Source organism: Pseudomonas sp. FA117 (assembly GCF_057370475.1).
The window spans coordinates 1,454,733-1,477,995 of record NZ_CM170675.1; the positions used below are offsets into that span (position 1 = coordinate 1,454,733).

At 67.0% G+C, this 23,263-nt stretch carries 21 protein-coding genes; 7 read left to right on the top strand and 14 right to left on the bottom strand.

The window, feature by feature from the left end:
- Positions 1–29: 29 nt before the first annotated feature.
- Complete coding sequence (locus AC1TXO_RS06865) at positions 30–1,406, top strand: NAD-dependent succinate-semialdehyde dehydrogenase (RefSeq protein WP_486405610.1); 1,377 nt, start codon at positions 30–32, stop codon at positions 1,404–1,406.
- A 39-nt stretch (positions 1,407–1,445) separates the two neighbouring features.
- Here the strand turns inward: AC1TXO_RS06865 and AC1TXO_RS06870 are convergent, their stop codons facing one another.
- Entirely contained in the window at positions 1,446–2,372 is a 927-nt protein-coding gene (locus tag AC1TXO_RS06870; RefSeq protein ID WP_486405611.1) for an AraC family transcriptional regulator, read from the bottom strand.
- Between the two features lie 5 nt (positions 2,373–2,377).
- Positions 2,378–3,595, bottom strand: a complete 1,218-nt coding sequence (locus tag AC1TXO_RS06875) for an MFS transporter (protein WP_486405612.1) — start codon at positions 3,593–3,595, stop codon at positions 2,378–2,380.
- 216 nt (positions 3,596–3,811) lie between these two features.
- Here AC1TXO_RS06875 and AC1TXO_RS06880 point away from each other — a divergent pair, with 216 nt between their 5' ends.
- From AC1TXO_RS06880 to AC1TXO_RS06900, 5 genes are all read left to right on the top strand, one after another.
- Positions 3,812–4,312, top strand: a complete 501-nt coding sequence (locus tag AC1TXO_RS06880; RefSeq protein ID WP_486405613.1) for a YbhB/YbcL family Raf kinase inhibitor-like protein — start codon at positions 3,812–3,814, stop codon at positions 4,310–4,312.
- Positions 4,313–4,408: 96 nt separating this feature from the next.
- Complete coding sequence (locus tag AC1TXO_RS06885) at positions 4,409–5,452, top strand: LacI family DNA-binding transcriptional regulator (protein ID WP_486405614.1); 1,044 nt, start codon at positions 4,409–4,411, stop codon at positions 5,450–5,452.
- A 111-nt stretch (positions 5,453–5,563) separates the two neighbouring features.
- Positions 5,564–6,775, top strand: a complete 1,212-nt coding sequence (locus tag AC1TXO_RS06890) for an N-acetylmuramoyl-L-alanine amidase (protein ID WP_486405615.1) — start codon at positions 5,564–5,566, stop codon at positions 6,773–6,775.
- Between the two features lie 117 nt (positions 6,776–6,892).
- Entirely contained in the window at positions 6,893–7,777 is an 885-nt protein-coding gene (locus AC1TXO_RS06895; protein ID WP_486405616.1) for a glycosyltransferase family 2 protein, read from the top strand.
- 40 nt (positions 7,778–7,817) lie between these two features.
- Positions 7,818–8,423, top strand: a complete 606-nt coding sequence (locus AC1TXO_RS06900; RefSeq protein ID WP_486406808.1) for a CatB-related O-acetyltransferase — start codon at positions 7,818–7,820, stop codon at positions 8,421–8,423.
- Between the two features lie 24 nt (positions 8,424–8,447).
- Here AC1TXO_RS06900 and AC1TXO_RS06905 read toward each other — a convergent pair whose 3' ends face one another.
- The 11 genes from AC1TXO_RS06905 to AC1TXO_RS06955 form a co-directional block, all read right to left on the bottom strand.
- Positions 8,448–9,101: a hydrolase gene (locus AC1TXO_RS06905; RefSeq protein ID WP_486405617.1), complete on the bottom strand. Its 654-nt coding sequence runs from the start codon at positions 9,099–9,101 to the stop codon at positions 8,448–8,450.
- Between the two features lie 145 nt (positions 9,102–9,246).
- Positions 9,247–10,164 carry a LysR family transcriptional regulator gene (locus AC1TXO_RS06910; protein ID WP_486405618.1) on the bottom strand — a complete coding sequence of 306 codons (918 nt, stop codon included), beginning with the start codon at positions 10,162–10,164 and terminating at the stop codon, positions 9,247–9,249.
- A gap of 80 nt (positions 10,165–10,244) precedes the next feature.
- The gene (locus tag AC1TXO_RS06915; RefSeq protein ID WP_486405619.1) at positions 10,245–13,409 is read right to left on the bottom strand and encodes an efflux RND transporter permease subunit; all 3,165 of its coding nucleotides are present in this window, start codon (positions 13,407–13,409) and stop codon (positions 10,245–10,247) included.
- Between the two features lie 4 nt (positions 13,410–13,413).
- A complete protein-coding gene (locus AC1TXO_RS06920) occupies positions 13,414–14,595 on the bottom strand; it encodes an efflux RND transporter periplasmic adaptor subunit (RefSeq protein ID WP_486405620.1) in 1,182 nt (393 codons plus the stop codon).
- 158 nt (positions 14,596–14,753) lie between these two features.
- Positions 14,754–15,809: an ABC transporter substrate-binding protein gene (locus tag AC1TXO_RS06925; protein WP_486405621.1), complete on the bottom strand. Its 1,056-nt coding sequence runs from the start codon at positions 15,807–15,809 to the stop codon at positions 14,754–14,756.
- A gap of 16 nt (positions 15,810–15,825) precedes the next feature.
- The gene (locus AC1TXO_RS06930) at positions 15,826–16,962 is read right to left on the bottom strand and encodes an NAD(P)/FAD-dependent oxidoreductase (protein ID WP_486405622.1); all 1,137 of its coding nucleotides are present in this window, start codon (positions 16,960–16,962) and stop codon (positions 15,826–15,828) included.
- Positions 16,959–18,314 carry an FAD/NAD(P)-dependent oxidoreductase gene (locus tag AC1TXO_RS06935; protein ID WP_486405623.1) on the bottom strand — a complete coding sequence of 452 codons (1,356 nt, stop codon included), beginning with the start codon at positions 18,312–18,314 and terminating at the stop codon, positions 16,959–16,961. Before AC1TXO_RS06935 ends, AC1TXO_RS06930 begins: the two co-directional genes overlap by 4 nt.
- The gene (locus AC1TXO_RS06940; protein ID WP_486405624.1) at positions 18,311–18,601 is read right to left on the bottom strand and encodes a (2Fe-2S)-binding protein; all 291 of its coding nucleotides are present in this window, start codon (positions 18,599–18,601) and stop codon (positions 18,311–18,313) included. Before AC1TXO_RS06940 ends, AC1TXO_RS06935 begins: the two co-directional genes overlap by 4 nt.
- A 1-nt stretch (position 18,602) precedes the next feature.
- A complete protein-coding gene (locus AC1TXO_RS06945; RefSeq protein ID WP_486405625.1) occupies positions 18,603–19,397 on the bottom strand; it encodes an ABC transporter permease in 795 nt (264 codons plus the stop codon).
- A gap of 3 nt (positions 19,398–19,400) precedes the next feature.
- The gene (locus AC1TXO_RS06950; RefSeq protein ID WP_486405626.1) at positions 19,401–20,291 is read right to left on the bottom strand and encodes an ABC transporter permease; all 891 of its coding nucleotides are present in this window, start codon (positions 20,289–20,291) and stop codon (positions 19,401–19,403) included.
- Positions 20,288–21,313 carry an ABC transporter ATP-binding protein gene (locus tag AC1TXO_RS06955; protein ID WP_486405627.1) on the bottom strand — a complete coding sequence of 342 codons (1,026 nt, stop codon included), beginning with the start codon at positions 21,311–21,313 and terminating at the stop codon, positions 20,288–20,290. The genes AC1TXO_RS06950 and AC1TXO_RS06955 overlap by 4 nt, the downstream gene beginning before the upstream one ends.
- A gap of 239 nt (positions 21,314–21,552) precedes the next feature.
- On the opposite strand from AC1TXO_RS06955, the gene AC1TXO_RS06960 reads away from it, so the two are divergent.
- A complete protein-coding gene (locus AC1TXO_RS06960; RefSeq protein WP_486405628.1) occupies positions 21,553–22,377 on the top strand; it encodes an IclR family transcriptional regulator in 825 nt (274 codons plus the stop codon).
- A 27-nt stretch (positions 22,378–22,404) separates the two neighbouring features.
- Here AC1TXO_RS06960 and AC1TXO_RS06965 read toward each other — a convergent pair whose 3' ends face one another.
- Complete coding sequence (locus AC1TXO_RS06965) at positions 22,405–23,160, bottom strand: methyl-accepting chemotaxis protein (protein ID WP_486406809.1); 756 nt, start codon at positions 23,158–23,160, stop codon at positions 22,405–22,407.
- Between the last annotated feature and the right edge of the window lie 103 nt (positions 23,161–23,263).

The following is a 23,263-nucleotide window of genomic DNA, read 5'->3' on the forward strand; positions in this document are numbered from 1 at the left end:
TACCGACCTTTCATTGCGAGGAACCATCGATGAGCTTCAAGACCATCAACCCGACCACCGGGCAACTGCTCAAGGAATTCGCCCTGCAGTCCGACGAGCAGGTGTTCGCTGCGCTGGACACCGCCGAGCGCCTGTTTCAGCAAGACTGGCGCCACCGCAGCGTGGCACAGCGGGCCAGCATCATCGCCAAGGCGGCACGGATTCTGCGGGAAAAGCGTGACGAGTACGTAGGCTACGCGACCCTGGAGATGGGCAAGGTCACCCGTTTCGGGCATTTCGAAATCGACCTGGTGGCAGACATCTTCGACTATTACGCCAAGCACGGCGAACGCCTGCTCGCGGCGCAGGCGCTGGCGGACGAGCCGGGCGCGACCCTGGTTGCCGAGCCCTTTGGCGTCATTCTCGCCATCGAACCCTGGAACTTCCCCTACTACCAACTGGCGCGGGTCGCTGCACCGCAACTGATCGCCGGTAACGTGGTGTTGATGAAGCATGCCGAAAACGTGCCGCAATGTGCCCTGGCCTTTGCCCGGTTGTTCGAGGAAGCGGGCGCGCCGGTAGGTGCCTACACCAACCTGTTCTGCAGCATCGACCAGGTCGCCCGGTTGATCGACGACCCGCGCGTGCGCGGGGTCGCGCTGACCGGCAGCGAGCGGGCAGGGGCTTCGGTCGGCGCGCGTGCCGGGCGCAACATGAAGAAGGTCATTCTCGAGCTCGGTGGCAGCGACCCTGCGATCATCCTGCCGGGGGCACCGCTGGAGCATGCCCTGGACCAGTGCGTGATGGGGCGCTTGTACAACTCCGGGCAGGGCTGCGTGAACATCAAGCGGGTCATCGTGATCGGCAAGGAGCGTGGCGCACAGGCCCTGGCCGGGCTCAAGCAGCGCTTCGCCCAGGTGCCGGTCGGCGATCCGACGGACGAAACCACCTGGCTCGGTCCGGTGGTCAGCGAAACGGCGCTGACCGGCCTGCTGGGGCAGATCGAAGCGGCCCGCGCCGCCGGAGCAACGGTTGTGCAGGGCGGCAAGCGTGTCGAGCGTCCAGGCTTCTTCCTCGAACCCACGATCATCACTGATATCTCGCCCGACAACCCGCTGTACCGCGAGGAAGCGTTCGGGCCGGTGCTGTCGTTCTATGTGGTCGACAACGAAGACGAAGCGATCGCCCTGGCCAACGCCACGCCCTATGGCCTGGGCGGCTACGTGTTCGACGCCGATGTCGAGAACGCCACCCGTGTGGCCGGGCGCATCGATTCGGGAATGGTCTACATCAACTCCTGCTACGCCGATTCGCCCGGATTGCCGTTCGGTGGCATCAAGAACTCCGGGTTCGGGCGTGAGCTGTCGGAACTGGGCATCGGTGAGTTCGTCAACCGCAAGCTGATCCGTATCGCCCCGGCGAGCTGAAGCTGCCGCAGCCCGGGCCAGGCGTCATCGATGCCTGGCTCAGGCGCTGGCCGGGCCGCGCCTGAGGCCGGCGATATCCTGCCTTGGCGGCACACCGAATTGGCGCCGGTATTCGCGGCTGAACTGCGACGGGCTTTCGTAGCCGACCCTGAAGGCCGCCGTCGCTGCCGTCATCTGCTCATTGAGCATCAGCCGCCGGGCCTCGTTGAGCCTGATCCATTTCTGGTACTGCAAAGGGCTCATTGCCGTGAGCCGGCGAAAGTGCTGGTGGAAGGTCGAGAGGCCCATCTGCACCTGCGTCGCCAACTCTTCTACCCGCAGTGCAGCGGCATAGTTGGCCTTGATCCATTCGATGGCCTTGGCGATGCGCTGGGTCTTGCTGCCGACCGAGGCGATGCGCCAGAGCAACCGCGCCTGGTCGCTCATCAGCAGGCGATAATGGATTTCCCGCTGCAACAATGGCCAGAGCGCCCGCACGGCCTGTGGCTCGTGGGCAAGGTCGACCAGGCGGGTGAAGCTTGCCAGTATCCTGGGGCACAGGCTGCCCACGCCCATGCTGCCCTGTGCCGAACGACCAACGAGCGGTAGGCGGCTGTCCTGGGCGATCAGCTCGGCGAGGGTGCGCAGGTCGAGTTTCAGCACCAGCCCCAGGCACGGGTGCTGTTCGCTGGCCTGGGTGACGGCCGAATGCGCGGGCATGTCGAGCGAGGTGATGAGGAACCGGCTCTGGTCATAGGGGTGGCTGTCGCCGCCGATCACCATCTGCTTTGCGCCCTGAACTACCAGCACCACGCTCGGTTCGACCGTGCAGTTCATCGGCGGGGTAGGGGTGTCGCGACGAAAGACCTTGAGATCGCCGATCAGTGTGGGGAAGTCCCCTGGCGCCGTGGCCAGGGCACCGATGCCTTCGCGCAGCGCCTGCAGCGAGGCGCTGGTGTCAGCGCGCGACGGGACGTAGCGATGCATGCGTTTCAGCCGCCACGCCGGCTGGACAGCACCAGCAGCGCGCCCAGCACCATCACCACCAGGGCGAACAGCGGTGCGCCGAGGGCGCCGAGATGATCGACCATCAGCCCTCCCGCCACGGCACCGGTGGCAATCGCCACCTGAAAGGCCGTGACCATCAGCCCGCTCGCCGACTCGGTCTGTCCCGGTGCTGCCCGCACGAACCAGGTCTGGAAGGCGACCGGGAAGAAGCTGAAGGCAAAGCCCCAGAGGGTGATGGCCGTCGCGGTGACCACGACCGACTCGCCGGCACCCAGTAACGCGGCGGCGAGCAGGGCGATGGTGATGCTGCCCAGGACGATGGCCAGGCGCTCGTCACGCCCTGTCAGCCAGCCGCCGACGAAATTGCCGAGGAAACCTGCCACGCCGTAACCGAGCAGTACTGCGGAAATGCTGCCCGGCGACAGATGCGTGATTTGCTCCATCAACGGGCGGACATAGGTGAAGCCTGCGAAGTGACCGGAGATCAGCAGCAGGATCGTCAGCAGGGGAATCTGTACCTTGCGCTGGCGCAGCAGATGCCCCAGCGCTCGCAGGTCCGGCTTGTCGCGTGCCGGCAAGGCTGGCAAGGCCATGACCTGGGCTACCAGCGTCACGATGCTGATCGCTCCGGCGGCCATGAACGCACTGCGCCAGCCCCAGTGATCACCCATCCAGGCCCCGATTGGCGCGGCGCAGACCGTGGCGAACGACATGCCGGCGATCACCACCGAGAGCGCCCGGGCGAACAGTGGCGTCGGTACCAGGCGCATGGTCAGCGCCGCCGACATCGACCAGAACCCACCAAGCGCGACCCCCAGCAGCACGCGCGCCAGCAGCAGCGCCGCAAGACTGTTGGCCAGCACCGACAACAGGTTCGACAGCAGCAGCAACAGGGTGAAGCCGATCAGCACCAGGCGCCGGTCGACGCCGCGGGTGAGCAGGGGCAAGGTCGGTGCGGCCACGGCGCCAACCAGGGCCGTCGCGGTCACCGCCTGGCCCGCGGCACCATCGCTGACCTGCAGGCTGCTGGCGATGCCGGTGAGCAGGCTGGCGGGCAGGAATTCGCTGGTGACCAGGCCGAATACACCCAGCGACAGCGAGCCGACGGCCAGCCAGTTGGCCCTGGCGGGGATGTCGGGCAGGCGCTCGCTGCAATCGGGCGCGCTGCACGCCGGGTTCGGTACGCAAGGAGTGGCAGACATCGTGGGGTCTCGAGGCGAAGAGGACAAAGGCAGGGCAGGTCGGCCACTTCTGACAAGGATGGCTTGACGGCTGCCGGGTTCTGGCGAATCATACGAAAACGTTTTCGAAGCGGCAACCGTGTGCTGATCGACAGGCCCGCTCCCATCTCGCCGGAGGGGGCAATCGTCGTTTGCCAGGTGCTGCACCGTCCCTTCACCTATCAAGGCTGCCCGCGCATGACCCGACCCTTCACCCTTGCCAGCCATGACATCGCCGCTGGCGCCAGCATCGCGCAGCGCTTCGAGTTCAATGGCTTCGGTTGCACCGGCGACAACCGTTCCCCGCAATTGCACTGGCACGACGCCCCCGAGGGCACCCGCAGTTTCGCCCTGACCGTCTACGATCCCGACGCCCCGACCGGCTCGGGCTGGTGGCACTGGTTCGTGCTGGACATCCCCGCGCACGTTCTCGAGTTGCCTGCCGATGCGGGCGCCAGGGGCGGGGCAGCGTTGCCGGCAGGGGCACGCCAGTTGCGCAACGACTACGGGCTGGTCGAGTTCGGCGGCTGCTGCCCGCCGCCTGGCGACGCCCCCCATCGCTATGTGTTCACCCTGCATGCATTGCCGGTGGCACGCCTGGATGTCCCGGACGATGCAACACCGGCGCTGGCCGGCTTCATGCTCAATGCCAGCACCCTGGGCCGGGCGACGTTCACCGCCACCTATGCCAGGACGTGACAGGCAGGGCCCGTTCGGCGCTGGCGGCATCGACATTTTCCCGCACCTTGCAAACGCGTTAGCATGGCGCCCCGATGCAGTGGGGGTGGGATGGCAATGAAACAACGGACCAATATCGTCGAGCTGGCGCGCCACCTCGGCCTGTCGGTGTCGACGGTATCCAAGGCGCTCAATGGTCGCGCCGATGTCAGCGATGCGACCCGCAAGCGGGTACTGGCGGCCGCTGGCGACCTGGGCTTTTCGCCTGACCCGGCCGGCCGACGGCTGCGCACCGGCACCTCGGAAAGCATCGGTTTCGTGCTGTCACCGCCGCAGACCCACTTCGCCCAGCCGTTCTTCCTCGATCTGCTGACCGGCATCGACCAGGCGCTGGAGCAGACTTCGCTGCAATTGGTGATCGTCACCGGACGCACCGTCGAGAGCGAGATCGACAGCTTCCGGCGTCTGGTCGAGCAGCAGCGGGTCGACGCCGTGATGTTCGGCAGGACCCGGCGCGACGACGAGCGCATCCGCTTCCTCCAGGCGCGTGGTATCCCGTTCGTGACCCTGGGCCGCAGCGAAACCGGTGACCCTTTTCCCTTCGTCGACATCGACCGCACCGTGGCCGGCCGCGAAGCTGTCGAGCAATTCGTCGGGCTTGGGCACCGGCGCATCGGCCTGTTGTGCACGCCCGGCTACCTCATGCTCAGCCAGCACCTGCGCCAGGGCTACCTGCAAGCGCTCGAAGCGGCGGGCCTGCCGGCGGACCCTACGCTCATCCGCGAGTGCGACCTCACCGAAGACGGCGGCCTGCAAGGTGCCCGGCAACTGCTGGCGATGGCCGAACCGCCGACTGCGCTGATGTGCGGGCATGACCTGCTGGCCTGCGGTGCGCTGCAGGCCATTGTCGAGAGCGGGCGACGGCCTGGCATCGATGTTGCGCTGATCGGCTGCGACAACCATCCGTTGGGGCCTTATCTCAATCCGCCGCTGACCACCTTCAGCGCACCGACCCTGGAGGCCGGCAAGCGGATGGTCGAGCTGCTGCTGGCACGGCTGGAGGGCGTGGCGGTGGAGGCGTTGCAGGAGGTCTGGGCACCCCGGCTGATCCTGCGCAGCTCCCATGGCGGGCCTGTGGCGCCTGCGCCTGCGGCAGACTGAGGCTCTGTAGGGCAGGGCTGACTCGAGGCAAAAAACCTTGCACGGCACTTTAAAATGTTATGTTATAACACTAATAACTAACCTTTTTTGCCGCCAGGGGTGCTTGCCGCCATGGACAGACGCCGTTTCCTCCAGTTGTTGTTCGCCGGCTGTGCGCTGCCGCTCAGTCACTTCGTGCAGGCGGGTACCGGCGCGCAGGTGCGTGGTGCAGTGATGCGGCGTTCCGCTGATGGTGTGGCCTTGCTGCTCGAACTCAGCGACCCGGTGCCGGCGCGCAGCTTTACCCTCGAGGCGCCACCGCGCCTGGTGCTGGACCTGCAGGGCGCCGGGCTGGCCACGTCATTCGACGGGGTGGCACTGCAAGGCACCCCGGTCAGGGCGATCCGCAGTGCCGCCACCCAGGATGGCGGCCTGAGGGTGGTGCTGGATCTTAACCAGGCGGGGATCTCCGCCGACCTGCAGCGCCTTGCCGGTGGCCGTCAGTTGCTGTTGCGCCTGGGCAACCTGCCGTTGGCCGCCACTGTCGCGCAGCCGGGCCCTGGCGCCGGGGTGAAGGCGCCGCAGGGTCGTGACCTGCTGATCGTGGTCGACGCCGGGCATGGCGGCAAGGACCCCGGCGCGGTCGGCAGCCGCGGCGAGCAGGAAAAACTGGTTGCCCTGGCCATTGCCCGTCTGCTGGCCAGGCGCATCGATGCGCAGAAAGGTTTCAAGGCGCGGCTGGTGCGCAACCAGGATGTGTTCATCCCGCTGCGCAAACGCGCCGAACTGGCCCAGCGCCTGAATGCCGACCTGTTCATTTCCGTGCATGCCGATGCGGCGCCCAGGCGCACGGCGTCCGGGGCCTCGGTGTTCGCCCTGTCCGAGCATGGCGCCACCTCCACCGTGGCCCGCTGGATGGCGCAGCGCGAGAACGACGCCGACTTCGTCGGAGTGACCAGCGTGCTGAAGAAGCCGCCGAAGGATCCGCTGGTGGCGGGTGTGCTGCTGGACATGTCGATGAACGCGACCATCTCCACCAGCCTGGACCTGGGCCACGCGGTGCTCGGACAACTGGAAGGGGTGGCTGGCCTGCACCAGGCCCGTGTCGAGCAGGCCGGCTTTGCCGTGCTCAAGTCGCCCAGCGTGCCGTCGATCCTGGTCGAGACCGGCTTCATGTCCAATGTCCGGGACTGCCAGCGTCTGCAGGACCCGCGCCACCAACGCAAGGTGGCCGAGGCGATCTTCGCAGGGCTCGACCGGCATTTTCGCCGGCGTGCGCCAGACGGCAGCTATCTGGCGGCCCTGGCAGCGGCCCAGGCGATGTCCCCGATCGGGCAAGGCTGAGTATCCAGAGCCCTTCGAGAAGCGGGGCAGTGTGCGTATACTGGGCGTTTTTTCGGGGCGACCACGGCTTTTCGGGTTGGCCCGTTCCTGCACTGCGCACAGAGGCCTACACGCATAATGACGCCAGGAAGCACGCCCGTCGTCGAGTCATCGGCGCCACTGATATCGGTAGTGGCTCCTTGTTACAACGCCGAGAAATACCTGGAAGCGGCCCTGCACAGCATCTTCGCCCAGGATTACCCGAATTTCGAAGTCATCATTGTCGACGACGGTTCCAGCGACCGTAGCGTGGAGATGCTTCGTGCGCTGCAGTCGACCTATGACTTCACCCTGCTGACCCAGGCCAACCAAGGCGTCAGCGGCGCGCTCAACACCGGGTTGAAGCATGCCCGCGGTGTTTATGTCTCGACCCCTGATCTCGACGACATCATGCTGCCGAACTCGCTGAGCGTGCGCGCCGCCTACCTGGATGCGCATCCGAAGGTGGGCTGTGTCGGTGCGCTGATCGTCTACATGGACTGCGACGGTCGTGACATCAAGGTGCAGCAGCGCACCGAGGTCAGGGTCTTCGACTTCGCCGAAATCCTGCGTGATGCCGTGGTCGTCGGTGCCCCTGGCTCCTTGTATCGGATGGAGGCAATGCGCGCGGCGGATTTCTACGACCCGACCATCAAGGTCCAGGATTTCCAGATGACTCTGCGTATCGCCGCCCAGGGCTACGAGGTGCACGAGTTGCCAGTGTGTGTCACCCGTTACCGGCGCCACCCCAACAACCTGTCGCGCAAGTTCAAGGTGCTGCTGGAGGCCGATCTCAAGGCCATCGCGCCCTACCAGCAATATCCGGGTTATGCCCGTGGGCGTTCAGTGCTGGTGCACAAGGCGCTCAAGTACGCAGTGGTTGCCGACAAGGCCTATGCCTGGGACCTGCTGCGCAGCATTCCCCTGCGCCACTACAACAAGACCACCCTCAAGCGCATCAAGCGCCTGATGTTCCACCGTTGATGCCGATCGAGGAGCGCCTGCCGTGAATTTTTTCAGGACTATGGCCGAGCGCCGCGAGCGCAAGCGGTTGCGGGCGATGGACAAGCTTGAGCGCGTCAGCGAAAAGATCCGCATGCGTTATCCACGATACAGCGTTGGCGTGGGCAGTTATGGCGTGCCAGAGGTCACAGAGTTCGGTGAGGATTCTGTATTGCGTATTGGCAGCTACAGTTCCATCGCCGCTGGCGTGCAGATTCTGCTGGGGGGAGAACATAGAGCCGACTGGGTGAGTAGCTATCCCTTTCCCGCCATGGTTGAAGGGCTGGACGACATCACCGACTACGATCGCAGCAAAGGCGACGTGGTGATCGGCAGCGACTGCTGGATCTGTACCAATGCGGTCATCCTCTCCGGTGTCACCATCGGCCACGGCGCGATCGTCGCCGCCGGAGCCATGGTAACCCGCGATGTGCCACCTTATGCGGTGGTGGGAGGTAATCCCTGCAAGTTCATTCGCTGGCGCTTCGATGAACCGGTACGCCAGGCCCTGCTCGAAGCGGCCTGGTGGGACTGGCCCATGGAGGAGGTCAAGCAGGTGGCGCGCATGCTCAGCAGTGCCGACCTTGAAACCTTCCTCGACTACGCCAGGACCCGCCAGGCCCGCTGAGCGGCGGGACATCCCCGAACAGGCTCAGCCCTGGTGGGCGGCGAACATGCTCTTCACGTACTGGATACCGATACCGAACGCGCCGCCGTACTGGCGTGCGATGCCGGTGGTGAGGTCGTAGGTCTCGGCCCGGGCCCAGTCGCGCTGCAACTCCAGCAGGTAGGTCAGGGCGGTGATCGGTCGGGCGCCGGCCTGGATCATGCGCTGCACCGCCCGCTCGTGGGCTTCGACGGTGCAGTCGCCACAGGCGTCGGTGACCACGTACACCTCGAAGCCCTGTTCGAGCGCCGAGAGCACCGGGCCGTTGCAGCACACTGAAGTCCACAACCCGCAGATCACCAGGCGCTGCTTGCCCACGGCATTGATCCTGGCGACGAACTGCTGGTCTTCCCAGGCGTTGGAGGTGGTGCGGTCGACGATGTCGGCATCAGGGAAGGCGTTGCCGACTTCCTCGAACAGCGGGCCGGCGAAGGACTCGCGCGATATCGTCGAGATGATCGTCGGCACGCCGAAACCTTTTGCCGTCTCGGCGAGAATGCCGGTGTTGGCACGCAGGTTGGTGATGTCGATCGACTTGGTGTTGAAGGCCATCTGTGACTGGTGGTCGATCAGTACCAGGGCATGATCGGTGGGGCTGAGCAGCGAACGGGCGGGTTTGGCGGTGGCGGTGATGCTCATGGCGGGATCCTTGTGCAGTGGCTGCGCGATGACGTCGGAAGATCGCGAGGGCCGCTGCCCCCTCGATGCCGGCGAGTCTAGGGCGCCACCTGCGCGAGCAGGGTGCATCGCTGCACGGGCGCTCGCGCAATGCTGCACAGAACGCTCAACCGCCGTGGCTGCGGCCCTCGATGAAATCGCGCCGGGCGACGATGGCTTCGGCGCAATGCTGCATGAACGCGTGCACCCGGCCGGACTTGCGGATATCGGGGTGGGTGAGAATCCACAGCTCGTCGTAGACCTGCGGCTGTACCGCACTCAGGCGCACCAGGCCCGGCTGCAGGTCGCCATGCATGCACGGCAGCAGGCCGATACCGATCCCGGCATGGATGGCCGCGGCCACGCCTGCCACCGAGTCGCTGCGGTAGAGCACCTGTTCGGCGGCGATGGTCCGCTCGACGAAGTCGAATGCCAGCAGCCCCGACAGACCCTTGCCGTAGGATACCCAGGGCATGCCCAGCAGCTCGCGCGCTTGCGGCATCGGCAAGGGGCGCGCTGGCTTGCGCCCATAGATTGCCCAGGCGATGGTCGCGACCTTGCGCCCGCACAGGTTTTCCGGCGGGGTAAGGGTGGCGCGAAAGGCGATATCGGACTCGCCCCGGGCCAGGTTCAGCGGCTGGTTGCCGACGCTCACCTCGATACGGATCTGCGGATTGTCGGCCTGGAAGCGGGCGACGATGGGGGTGAGAAAGTCCAGCAGCAGGGCGTCGCTGGTGGTCATGCGCAGCTCGCCCTTGTGCCCCTGGGCATGGCCTGAAACACGCCGGGCGACGCCGAGGATTTCCAGCTCGAGGCGCCCGGCCAGGGCCACCAGTTCGCTGCCGGCAGCGGTGGCCACGTAGCCGCTGCGGCGGCGGTCGAACAGGCACACGCCCAGGCAGCGCTCCAGCGCCGACAGGCGCCGGGACACGGTCGAGTGATTGACCTGCAGGGCGGTGGCCGCCGCCACCAGGTTGCCCTTGTCGGCAATGGCCTTGACGATGCGCAGGTCATCCCAGCACAGCGCGTGCAGCGGATCGTTCATGAAGCTCCTCGGTGCGGCGATAAGCGGTGCGCGCAGGGTAGGCCGATGCCCGCTCCCTGGGCAAGCCGTGCCGACACCGCTCAGTGCGAGGCTGCGGTTGTATGGCGTCGCAGCGGCCGGTTACCGGAGGCGGCACGCAGCATCACATAGAACGATGGGGTCAGCAGCAGGCCGAACAGCGTCACCCCGAGCATCCCGGCGAACACCGTCACGCCCATCACCTGGCGCACCTCGGCGCCGGCGCCGCTGGCATACAGCAGCGGCAGCACGCCCATGATGAATGCCATCGACGTCATCAGGATCGGTCGCAGGCGCAGGCGGCTGGCCTGCAGTGTCGCCTGCAGCGGGGTGTGCCCGGCAAACTCCAGTTCGCGGGCGAACTCGACGATGAGGATGGCGTTTTTCGCTGACAGCCCGACCAGCACCATCAGGCCGATCTGGGTGAAGACATTGTTGTCGCCACCGCTGAGCCATACACCGACAAGCGCCGAGAAGATCGCCATCGGCACGATGAGGATGATCGCAAAAGGCAGCGCCAGGTTCTCGTACAGCGCCGCCAGCACCAGGAACACCAGCAGCACCGCCAGCGGCAGCAACCACAACGCCGAATTGCCTGCCAGTTGCTGCTGGTAGGTGAGGTCGGTCCACTCCATCGTCACGCCAGGTGGCAGCACCTGGGCGGCGACCCGCTCCACCGCAGCCTTGGCCTGGCCGCTGGAGTACCCGGGCGCGGCGGCGCCGCTGACATCGGCACTGGGGAAACCGTTGTAGCGCATCGCCCGCTCCGGGCCGAAGCCTGGGCTGACCTGCAGCAGCGCCGACAACGGGATCATCTGCCCGCTGCTGGCGCGCACATGCAGGCCGGCGATGTCTTCGGCGTGCGCACGGAACGGCGCATCGGCCTGGGCGCGGACGGTGAAGGTCCGGCCGAAGCGGGTGAAATCGTTGACATAGAGGCTGCCCAGGTAGATCTGCAGGGTGCTGAAGATATCGCGTACGTCCACCCCGAGCTGGCGCGCCTTGACCCGGTCCACCTGCGCCTGCAGCTGCGGCACGTTGACCTGGAAGCTGGAGTACAGGCCGGTCAGCTCCGGGGCCTTGGCGGCTTCATTGATGAACGCCTTGGTGGCGGCGTCCAGCGCCGGGTAGCCCAGGGCCGCACGGTCTTCCAGTTGCAGGCGAAAACCGCCGGTGGTGCCCAGCCCGCGCACGGGCGGCGGGCTGAACAGCACCACCCGGGCCTCCTTGATCGCACTGAAGCGCCGGGCCAGCTCGGCGGAAATGGCCCGGGCGCTCTGCGCAGCCTCAGGGCGTTCGGCAAACGGCTTGAGGTTGATGAAGGCGATGCCGGCGTTCGAGCTGTTGGTGAGACCGTTCACCGACATGCCCGGAAACGCCAGCGAGGCTCGCACGTCCGGGTGGCCGAGGGCGATCTCGCTGACCTGGCGCACCACCCGCTCGCTGCGCTCGAGGGTGGCGCCGTCCGGCAACTGGATCACTGCCAGCAGGTAGGTGCGGTCCTGGGCGGGCACGAAGCCTGCCGGCACCTGGCGCAACAGCAGCACCGTCAGGCCGGCGAGCAGCAGGTACAGCCCCAGCAGCAACCCCTTGTGCGCGACGGCGCCACCGAGGCCGTGGGCGTAGCCGTCTGCGCCACGCTGGAACAGGCGGTTGAAGGCGCGGAAGAAACCGCCCAGCACCCTGTCCATCAGGCGCGTCAGGCGATCCTTGGGGGCGTCGTGCGGGCGCAGCAGCAAGGCGGCCATGGCCGGTGACAAGGTCAGCGAATTGAACGCCGAGATTACCGTGGAAATGGCGATGGTGAGGGCGAACTGACGGTAGAACTGACCGGTCAGGCCGCTGCTGAAGGCCAGCGGCACGAACACCGCGCACAACACCAGGGCTATCGCCACGATCGGTCCGGACACCTCGCGCATGGCCAGGTAGCTGGCCTCTCGCGGCGACAGGCCGTTGGCGATGTTGCGCTCGACGTTTTCCACCACGACGATGGCGTCGTCGACCACGATGCCAATCGCCAGTACCAGCCCGAACAGGGTCAGGGTGTTGATCGAGAAACCGAACGCCAGCATCACCGCGAAGGTGCCCACCACCGACACCGGCACCGCCAGCAGCGGGATCAGCGAGGCGCGCCAGGTCTGCAGGAACAGGATCACCACCAGCACCACCAGGGCGATGGCTTCGAGCAGGGTCGAGGTCACCGCCTGGATCGATGCGGTGACGAACTGGGTCGGGTCGAACACGATGCGGTAGTCGACACCTTCGGGCATGTTGCCCTTGAGCTCGGCCATCACCTGGCGCACCTGCTCGCCAATGGCGACGGTGTTCGAGCCGGGCGCCTGCAGCACGAACAGGGCGGCGGCCGGCTGGTTGTCGAGCAGGGCGCGGGCGGCGTATTCGGCACTGCCCAGCTCGATGCGCGCAACGTCGGCCAGGCGGGTGACCTGGCCATCGCTGCCGCTGCGCACCACGATATCGGCGAATTGCTGCTCGTCCTCCAGGCGGCCCTGGACGTTGATCGACATCTGCGTGGCCACCGACGCATCGCTGGGGACGCCGCCGATGATGCCCGCTGCCGCCTGGACGTTCTCATGGCGAATCGCCTCGACCACATCGCTGGCGGTCAGGCCGCGCACAGCGAGTTTTTCCGGGTCGAGCCAGATGCGCATGGCGTATTCGCCCGCGCCGCGCACCTGTACGTCACCGACGCCATCGATCCGCGCCAGCCGGTCACGCACATTGAGCAGCGCGTAGTTGTGCAGATAGGCCATGTCGTAGCGCCCGTCGGGCGAGTACAGGTGCACCACCAGGGTCAGGTCGGGGGTGCTCTTGACCGTGGTCACGCCCAGGCGCTGGACCTCCTCGGGCAGGCGCGACTGGGCCTGGGCCACGCGGTTCTGCACCAGTTGCTGGGCCAGGTTGGGATCGGTGCCCAGGCGAAAGGTGACGGTCAACGTCAGCAGACCGTCGGTGGTGGCCTGGCTGCTCATGTAGAGCATGTTCTCGACGCCGTTGATCGATTGCTCCAGCGGCATGGCCACGGTCTGTGCAATCACCTGGGGTTCGGCACCGGGGAAGCGGGCGGTCACCACCACGGTCGGCGGTACCACTTCAGGGTATTCGGACACCGGCAGCAAGGGGATGGCCACCAGTCCGGCCAGCAGCACCAGCACCGAGAGCACACCGGCGAAGATCGGCCGGTCGATGAAGAAATGGGCGAGTTTCATGGCTTCAGGACCGTGGCAGGGCGGCGGTATCGGACTGGGCGACGGGCATCGGCACCTGGCGTGGGTTGATCTGCGCGCCGGGCCGCACGCGTTGCAGCCCGCCGACGACGACCTGCTCGCCCGGCTGCAGGCCGGCGCTGATCACGCGCAGGCCATCGATACGGGGACCGAGGGTGACCTGGCGGTAACTGACCCGGTTGTCGGCACCCAGTACCAGCACATAGCGGCGGTTCTGATCGGTGCCCAGGGCGCGTTCGTCCACCAGCAGGCCGTCGACGGGGCTGGCCTGGCCCAGGCTCAGGCGGGTGAACTGACCGGGCATCAGGCGCCCGTCGGGGTTGTCGAACACCGCCCGCAGGCGCAGCGTGCCGCTGGCGCTGTCGATATGGTTGTCGATCCACTGCACCTGGCCGTCATGCTGGTGCCCGTCCAGCCCCTGCATGCGTACGGGCAGGTTGTGCGGGGCATCCAGCCGCGCCTGTGGGCCGAGGGCGCGTTGCAGGGTCGCTTCGTCGACATCGAAGCTGGCATAGATGGGCGAGGTCGAGACCAGGCGCGTCAGCACCGGGCCATCGGGGCCTGCGCTGACCAGGTTGCCAACCGTCACCTCACGGCGTCCGACGCGGCCGCTCACCTGGGCGCGGATCTGCGTGTACTCGAGGTTCAACTGGGCACTGCGCAGGACAGCGCGGGCCTCGAGCAAGCCGGCCTCGGCCTGCTGCGCTTCGTTCTGGCGCCGCTCGACCTCGCTGCGGGCAATGGCCTGGGAATCGGCCAGGCGCTCGGCACGCTGCGCCTCGCTGCGGGTGTAGACCTGGCGGGCGCGTGCCGCCGCCAGCTGGGCCTCGGCGCGACTGACATCGGCAGCGAACAGCGCGGGGTCGAGGGTCACCAGCAAATCGCCCTTGCTCACCTGCTGCCCTTCGCGAAAGTGCAGGGCCTGGATCTGCCCGGCCACTCGCGAGCGCACCTCGACCTGTTCGACCGCCTCCAGCCGGGCGGAAAATTCATCCCAGGCCTGGACCTGCCTGGGCAGCACCTGCGCGACATCGACCTCTGGCGCCACGGCGACCACCGGCGCGGTGGCGCTGGGATGCGCTGCGTCGCACAGGCTCAGCCAGGTGCCGCCCGCCAGCAGCGAAAAGCCCGCCAGGGCGATGGCGTTGTTCTTGATCTTCGGAGTCATCGGCGCCTCGCAGCCTGCAGCCTGCGCAGGGGGTGCGCGGGTCGTCGCCGACTCTAGGGCGCCTGGACTGTTGCGTTAATACCCGGTATTTCGCATGGTCCTGTGAAAATCCTTCAGCAATGGCGGGCCGGTGCCCGCCATTGCCGACCGGCGCGCTGCTAGCGCTCGATCGAACGGCTCCAGCGTGCGTTCCATTGCGGCCGCTGCTGGTTGACCTCGTCCCAGTTCACCACCACCGCGCTCTGTTGGTACCGGGTCATCGCCTCGACCTGGCCACGGGTACGTTCGGTGGTGGGGGTGTTGGGGTTGGACGGTATCTGGTCGCCTTCCTCCAGCGCCGGGGCCTGGGCCGCAGGTGTCAGCAGGTAGGCGGCGAGTTTCTGCGCCAGTTCCGGCTGGTCGTTGTTGGCCACCACGCACTCGGCGAAGTTCAACACCACCGCCCCCTCCTTGGGCTGGGCGTAGGCCACCGGGATGCCCTTGGCCTGCAGGGTGGTGACCTGGGTCGGCGTCAGTGGGAACAGCGCCGCCTCGTCGGTCTGCACCATTTCGGAGATCTTCGCCGAGCTGGCGATGTACTCCAGTACATTCGGCCCGACCTGCCTGGGCCACGCCTTGAAGCCGGGCTCGACGTTGCTTTCATCGCCACCCTGCAGGCGGTTGTACATCAGGAAACCGTGCAGGCCGAAGGTCGAGGAGGCCAGCGACTGGAACACCAGCTTGTCCTTGAAGCGCGTGTCTTCCAGGTCTTTCCACGAAGTCGGTGCGGCCCAGCCGTTCTTCTCGAACAAGCGGGTGTTGTAGGCCAGCCCCGTCACGCCGAGGCTGACCGCCACTGCCTCGTCCTTGATCCGCGCCTTTTCGGGGATCTGCGACAGCGCCTCGCTGGGTTGCAGCTTGCTGCACAGCCCCATCGAGATGGCCCGGTACATGATGCCGTCGTCGAGCATCACCACATGCATCTGCGGCTTCTTGCTGTTGGCCTGGACCTTGGCCAGGTGGTCGGCCGAGGTGCCGGGCACGATCACCACCTTGACGTTGTTCGCCTGCTCGAAGGCCGGCAGCACCTTGTCGACGTAGGTACGCTCCATGGTGCCGCCGTTCATGCCCAGGTACAGGGTCGGGGTGGCGGCCTGCAGTGTGGGGCTGGCGGCGAGCAGGGCGAGCGACAGACAGGACAAGCCGGTGCCGAGAATACGTTTGACGTGCTTCATGTAAGCGACCTTCCTCTTAGTGGTTGGAGGCCAGGCCATGACGGACCTGGAAACGACGGATGGAAAATGCCTCGATCGGCTGGCGGCTGGCACCCTCGCAGACCAGCTCGGCCAGTGCCTCGCCCACGGCGGGGCCGATCTGGAAGCCCGCACCGGCAAAGCCGAAGCCGTGCAGCAATCCCGCCTGGGTGCTGCTGGCGCCGATCACCGGTTCGTGGTCGGGCAGGTAGCCCTCGGTGCCGCTCCAGGTACGGATTGCCTGGGCACCGGCCAGAAACGGGTAGAGCTCGACGGCGTTGCGCAGGATCGCCAGCACCGCCGATTGCCCCGGGCGCGCCCGACGCTCATCGAGGGCGAAGCCACGCCCGCCACCGAGCACGCAGTTGCCGCGGGCGACCTGGCGGGCGTAGATGCCGCCGCCTTCGACGCCGGTGCTGGCGTTCATCACCCAGGGCAAAGGTTCGGTAACCAGCATCGCCGGGTGGCCCGACTCCATCGGCACCGGCTCGCCGAACTGCGCGGCCAGTTCGGCGGCCCAGGCTCCGGCGCAGTTGAGCAGCCACGGCGCGCGCAGACGCAGGCCACTGGCGGTGTGCAGGACGAAGCGCTGGCCATCGTGCTCGACACGGCTGTCGCCGGCCTGCTCGATGACCCGTGCGCCCTGCTCGCGGGCTGCGCGGGCGAAAGCGGGGGAAACCAGGCGCGGGTTGGCGTGGCCATCGTCGGCGCAGTACGAGGCGCCGACGGCGACCTCGCCGACCCAGGGGTAGCGGGCGCGCAGGGTGGTGCGGTCGAGCAGTTGCAGGTCCAGGCCATGGTCGCGGCTGGCCGCTTCGTAGCGTTGGAGTGCGACGAAGTCGGCCTCGCTGCGCGCCAGCTTCAGGTGCCCGGAGCGCAGGTATTCGCCATCGATGCCGATCAGCGCAGGCAGGTCGCCCCAGATCCGGTGCGCCCGCTGCGACAATGGCAACTGCGCAAGGCTACGCCCCTGGCGGCGCACGCCGCCGTAGTTGACACCGCTGGACTGGGCGCCGCAGAAGCCGCGCTCCAGCAAGGTCACCGAACGGCCACGCCGGGCCAGCGCCAGCGCTGCCGAGGCACCGACGATACCGCCGCCCATGACGATCACCTCGGACTCGATCCACGGGCTCATGCGTCATGCTCCACACCGAAAGGCAGGGGTTTGATCGGTGCCTGGGCACGCAGGCGGCCGACCTCGTGCAGGGCCTTGCCGCTGCAACTGGCGATGATTTCCGCCGCTGCCGCGCCGCACATGCGGCCCTGGCAGCGGCCCATGCCGACCCGGCAATGGGCCTTGACCCGATTGATCTCCCAGTGGCCTTCGTTCACCACGGCACGCAACTCGCCGGCGCTGATCTCTTCGCAGCGGCACACCAGCAGATCGTCCGGTGCCTGTTCGGCCCAGCGCTCGGGGAAGGGGAAGGCGGCTTCCAACCCTTCACGGAAACGGCCAATGCGCGTCAGGCATTTTTCCAGGGCGCGGCAGCGCTGAAGGTCAACGGCTTGGCCGAGGTCCTGCAGCACCGCCAGGGCGGCGCGCTCGCCGGTCATTTCGGCGGCGTCGGCGCCCATGATCCCGGCGCCGTCGCCGGCCAGGTAGACATCATGCTGGCTGCTGCGTCCGGCCTCGTCGCGGCGCGGCAACCAGGCGCGGTTCAGCGTATTCCAGTCGAAGGCGCAGCCGAGCAGATCGGCCAATTGCGTTTCGCTGCGCAGCGCATGGGCGAACGCCAGCGCATCGCATTCGCTGGCATGAAGCTGATCGCCTTTGCGCCATAGCGCGCGTCGTACCTGTTGCTCACCCTCGATGCGCTCCAGCGTCGCGCCGTGATGCACCGGCACACCATGGGCGCTGAGCCAGGCGCGGTAGTACAGGCCTTTGCCCAAGGTTGCCGGTTGCTCCAGCAGGTCGGGCAGGGCGCGGCACTGGGCGCTGAACGGCGCGCTGTCGAGTACGCCGAGTACCTTGGCACCGGCCTTGGCGTACTGGTAGGCGACCAGGTAGAGCAACGGGCCGCTGCCGCAGAACAGTACGCGCTCGCCGATGGCACAGCCCTGGTGCTTGAGGGCGACCTGCGCAGCGCCAAGGGTGTAGACGCCCGGCAGGGTCCAGCCCGGCACCGGGAGTACCCGGTCGGTGGCGCCGGTGGCGACGATCAGCCGCTGATAGGGCAGGTGCGAGGCCTGGCCGTCGTGCAAGGTGTCCAGGGCGCCGTGCTCGGCGTTCCACACCAGGGTGGCAGGGCGGTAGTCGATCTGCCCGGCGAGCCTGTCCAGGGTCTGGTGCAGGGCGTTGGCCTTGCCCGCCTCGAAACCGTACAACTGGCGCGGCGCCCGGGTGAAGTTGGCTGGCTGGCGGCGGTAGATCTGCCCGCCGCCCTGGCCGGCTTCGTCGATCAGCACCGGCCGCACGCCGTGTTCGACCAGGGTTTGCGCGGCGCGGATACCGGCCGGGCCGGCGCCGACGATGACCACGGCGCTCATGGCCGGCGCCCCGGTTCGCGCAGCACCTGCTGGCCGGCTTCCAGTGCGGTGGCGCAGGCGCGCACGCGGCGACCGTCGCCCAGGCGCACCCAGCAATCCTGGCAGGCGCCCATCAGGCAGAACCCGGCGCGCGGCTCGGCGCTGAAGTCGCTGCCGCGCAGGTGAGCACCGCAGGTCAGCACGGCGGTCAGCAGGGTGTCGCCGAGCAGGCCACTGGCCGGCTGGCCGTCGAGGGTGAATTCCAGCACCGGGCGCTGGCGCTCGGCGAGGCGTTTGAACAAGGCCATGTCAGTGCTTCCCTACCAGGACCCGATCCAGGCCATAGACCCGGTCGAGCAGAATCATGGTCACCGCCGTCAGGGCGATCACCAGGGCCGACACCGCAGCCATCATCGGATCGATGGATTCGGTGGCGTAGACATACATCTTCACCGGCAGGGTCTGGGTGGCCGGCGAGGTGACGAAGATCGACAGCGTCACTTCATCGAAGCTGTTGATGAACGCCAGCAGCCAGCCCCCGGCGATACCGGGCAGGATCATCGGCAGGGTGATCTGGCGAAACAGCGTGAAGCGGCTCGCCCCCAGCGATTCGGCGGCCTGCTCGGCACTGCGGTCGACGCCGATGGCGGCGGCGATCACCAGGCGCAGCACATAGGGGGTGATCACCACCGTGTGCGCCAGCACCAGCCACGTGAAACTGCCGTTGACCCCGAGCAGGGCGAACAGGCGCAGCAGCGCCACCCCCAGCACCAGGTGCGGGATGATGATCGGCGAGAGGAACAGCACGTTGAGAAACTCGCGCCCCGGAAACTGCAGGCGGGTGATCGCAAGCCCCGCCGGCACCGCGATCAGGGTCGCCAGGGTGGCGGCGAGAAATGCCAGTTGCAGGCTGTTGTTGAAGGCTTCGAGAAAGTCGGCGCGCTCGAACACCGCCTCGAACCAACGCAGGGAGAACCCGGCGGTAGGCAGGCTCAAGGTGTTTTCCGGGGTGAATGCCACCAGGCACACCACCACCAGCGGCGCGAGCATGAAGACCACCACCAGGCTGTGGAAGGTCAGGGCCAGAGGACCGTTCTTGGACATGAGTTACCCCAGGGATTTCTTGTAGCGGCGTTCGATCATGCGGTTCCACGACAGCATGATCAGCAGGTTGACCAGCAGCAGGGCGATGGCGATGGCTGCGCCCATGGGCCAGTTCAGGTCGGCCAGGTACTGGTCGTAGACCAGCGTGGCGACCATCTTCAGCCGACGCCCGCCGAGCAGTCCGGGGATGGCGAAGGAGCTGGCGGCCAGGCCGAACACGATCAGCGTGCCGGACAGCACCCCCGGCATCACCTGTGGCAGCACCACCAGGCGCATGACCTTGGCCTGGCTGGCGCCCAGCGACAGCGCGGCCTGCTCGGCAGCCGGATCGAGTTTCTGCAGGCTGGTCCAGACCGGGATGATCATGAACGGCAGCATCACGTGGACTAGCGCGACGATCACCGCGAATGGTGTGTACAGCAGCTTCATCGGCGCCCCGCCCAAGGCCTGGATGCCATGGTTGACCAGGCCGTCGGCACCCAGCAGCAGGCTCCAGCCGAAAGCGCGCACCACCACCGAGATCAGTAGCGGGGTGAGGATCACCACCAGGAAGATCGAGCGCCAGGGGCTGGCCATGCGGCTGAGGATGTAGGCCTCGGGCACGCCGATCACCACGCACAGCAGGGTGACCAGGGCGCTGATCCAGAAGGTGCGCCAGAAGATCTCGAGGAAATAGCTGTCGCCGAGCAGGGCCAGGTAGTGCTCCAGGGTCCAGGCGTCGGCACGGATGCCCACCTCGTAGTCGAACACGTTGAACGACAGCACCAGGGTCAGCAGCAGCGGCAGGATCAGCAGTGCGGCGAACAGCGCCAGCGCTGGCGCCGACAGCAGGTAGCCGCGCAGGTCACGGTGTTGCCTGGCGCTGGTGGCGGGGGCAGGCGCGGCGCTGTTCATGCAATCACCTCGTCGGCGGCCAGTACCCGCAGCAGCTCGGGCTGCCAGTCCAGGCCGACCTCGACCCCTTCGCCAAGCGGCGCGCTGCCGTCGTTGCGGCGCACCACGGTCAGCTCGCCCAGTGGCGTGGCGATGCGGTACAGCCACTGGCTGCCGAGGAAGTAGCGGGTCAGGATGCGGCCCTGCAGGCGACCGCTGCCGCCGTCGAGCAGGTCGATCTTTTCCGGGCGCAGGCTCAGGGTCAGGCGGGCGTCGCGGCTGTGTTGCACCTGCGGCAGGCCCGCGCCGTCCAGCTCGCCAGGCAACAGGTTGGCCTTGCCGACGAAGTCGGAGATGAAGCGGGTGCGCGGGTGTTCGTAGAGACGGTACGGCTCGTCGACCTGGGTCACGCGCCCAGCCTGCATCACCACCACGCGGTCGCTGATGGACAGCGCCTCGGCTTGGTCGTGGGTGACCATCAACGTGGTGATGCCGACTTCGCTCTGGATCCTGCGGATCTCGAACTGCATCTCTTCGCGCAGGTTGGCGTCGAGGTTCGACAGTGGTTCGTCGAGCAGCAGCACCGGCGGCTCGATCACCAATGCCCGGGCCAGGGCCACACGCTGGCGCTGACCGCCGGACAGTTCGCGCGGATAGCGTTCGGCGTGCTTGTCCAGGCGCACCAGTGCCAGCACCTGGGTAACCTTGCGGCGGATCTCTTCTGCGGGCTGCTTGCGCATGCGCAACCCAAAGGCAACGTTGTCGGCTACGGTCATGTGCGGGAACAGGGCGTAGCTCTGGAACACCACGCCCAGGCCGCGGCTGCTGGGCTTGGCGTGGGTGATGTCGCGCCCATCGAGCAGGATGCGTCCGCTGCTGACGTCGACGAAGCCTGCGATCATCTGCAGGGTGGTGGTCTTGCCGCAGCCCGAGGGGCCCAGCAGGGAGACGAATTCGCCCTGTTCCACGGCGAGGTTGGTGGCGACCACGGCGTCGATCGTGCCGTAGCGTTTGCCAAGATTGTCCAGATGCAAAAAGGCCATGACTGCGTTCCACCTGTCTTTTGTCGCGTGTCGGGCACGCTTGTTGTTGGGGCAGATGCAAGGAGGCAAATCGACGCCGGGGTGAACGCTTCACCCGTTCACCGGTGTGTTGTTCGATTTGTCCCGGTGGACGCAGAGTAGGCTCGGGAATAGGATGCTCTCAATGGCAAATTTCACTGTGTCGAGCACTATTTTCAGTTTTATTCGTTCAGTGGAATTTCATTTGGAGATTACGCAATTTGAATTCCGATAAACGAAATAGCGAGGAGCCGGGCGTCAGTGTCGTATCGCGCCTGTTCGCCGTGCTGCGGGTGTTGGGGGAGGCGCCGGCCGAGGGTATGCGGGTGGTCGAGCTGGCCGAGCAGGTGGGGTTGTCGCAGCCGACCGTGCACCGCCTGGTGCGCAGCCTGGTGGACGAGGGCATGGTCGAGCAGGATGCGCGCAGCAAGCGCTATCGCCTGAGCCTGGCGTTCTTCGCCCTGGCGGCACGGGCCGGCAACAGCGGCAACCTGCGCGACCTGGTGCGGCCCAGCTTGCTGCGGCTGTCGGCCTCGCTGGGTGATTCGCTGTTCCTGCTGGCGCGCAGCGGCTTCGATGCGGTGTGCCTGGATCGCAGCGAAGGGCCGTATCCGATCCGCACCTTCACCGGCGATATCGGCGGGCGCGTGGCGCTCGGTGTAGGGCAGGGCAGCCTGGCGATCCTGGCGTTCCTGCCGGAGGAGGAACGCGAGGCGGTGATTCGCAACAACCTGCCGCGGCTCAGGGACTTTCACCTGTACGACGAAGTGTTCCTGCGCGCCGAGGTGGAGAACGTCCGGCGCCAGGGCTATGCCGCGCGCAATACCGGGGTGTTGCCGGGGATGGCCGGGCTGGCGGTGCCGATTCTCGACGGCAATGGCCATGCCGTGGCGGCGTTGAGCGTGGCGACCATCAGCGACCGGTTGGGGCCTGAGCGCCTGCCGATGGTGGTCGAATTGCTCAAGCGCGAAACGGCGGCGATCGGGCCGAGGATCAATCCGTTCGACCCGACCCTGCGCCACCCTTCGCGGGTATTCGGGGAGTGAGCGTCATCTTTTGCGCGGTGCCACCGATCAGGTCCTGAACTGCTCCATCAGCACCTGCTGCTGATTGGCCAGGCGGTTCAGCGCCTGGCTGATGCGCGCCGACTCTTCGGCCTGCCCTGACAACGACTCGGTCACATCACGAATACCCGCCACGTTGCGGTTCACCTCTTCAGCCACTGCGCTCTGTTCCTCGGCCGCCGAGGCGATCTGCAGGTTCATGTCGCTGATCACCGCGACGGCCTCACCGATCCGTTGCAGCGCGGGCAGCGCCTGGTCCATGCGTTGGGCGTTGTCCTGGGCCTGGCGCTGGCCGGCCTGCATGGCGTCGACCACATCGCGGGTGCCCTGCTGCAAGCCTTCGATGACCAGGCGGATTTCCTCGACCGACACCTGGGTGCGCTGGGCCAGGTTGCGCACCTCGTCGGCCACCACGGCGAAGCCGCGACCGGCTTCGCCTGCACGCGCGGCCTCGATGGCTGCGTTGAGCGCCAGCAGGTTGGTCTGCTCGGCGATGGCGCGGATCACCTCCAGCACCGAGCCGATCTGCTCGCTGCGTCCGGCCAGCGAACGCGCTTCGTCCATGGCTGCGTCCATGCCGGCGGCCAGGCGGGCGATGGTCTGGCGCGTGCTGGCGACCAGTTGCAGGCCTTCCTGGCTGGCCTGGTCGGCACCGCGTGCCGCTTCGGCAGCTTGCGAGGCGTTATGGGCGACATCCTGCGCCGTCGCGCTCATCTCGTTGGCCGCAGTGGCCACCTGTTCGATCTCGCGGTGCTGCAACTGCATGCCGGCGCTGGTCTGGCTGGCGATGGCGGCGGACTGGTCGGCGGTGCCGCGCGCCTCGTGCAGCGAGGCCTTGACCTGGGCGATCACCGGCTGGAGCTTGTCG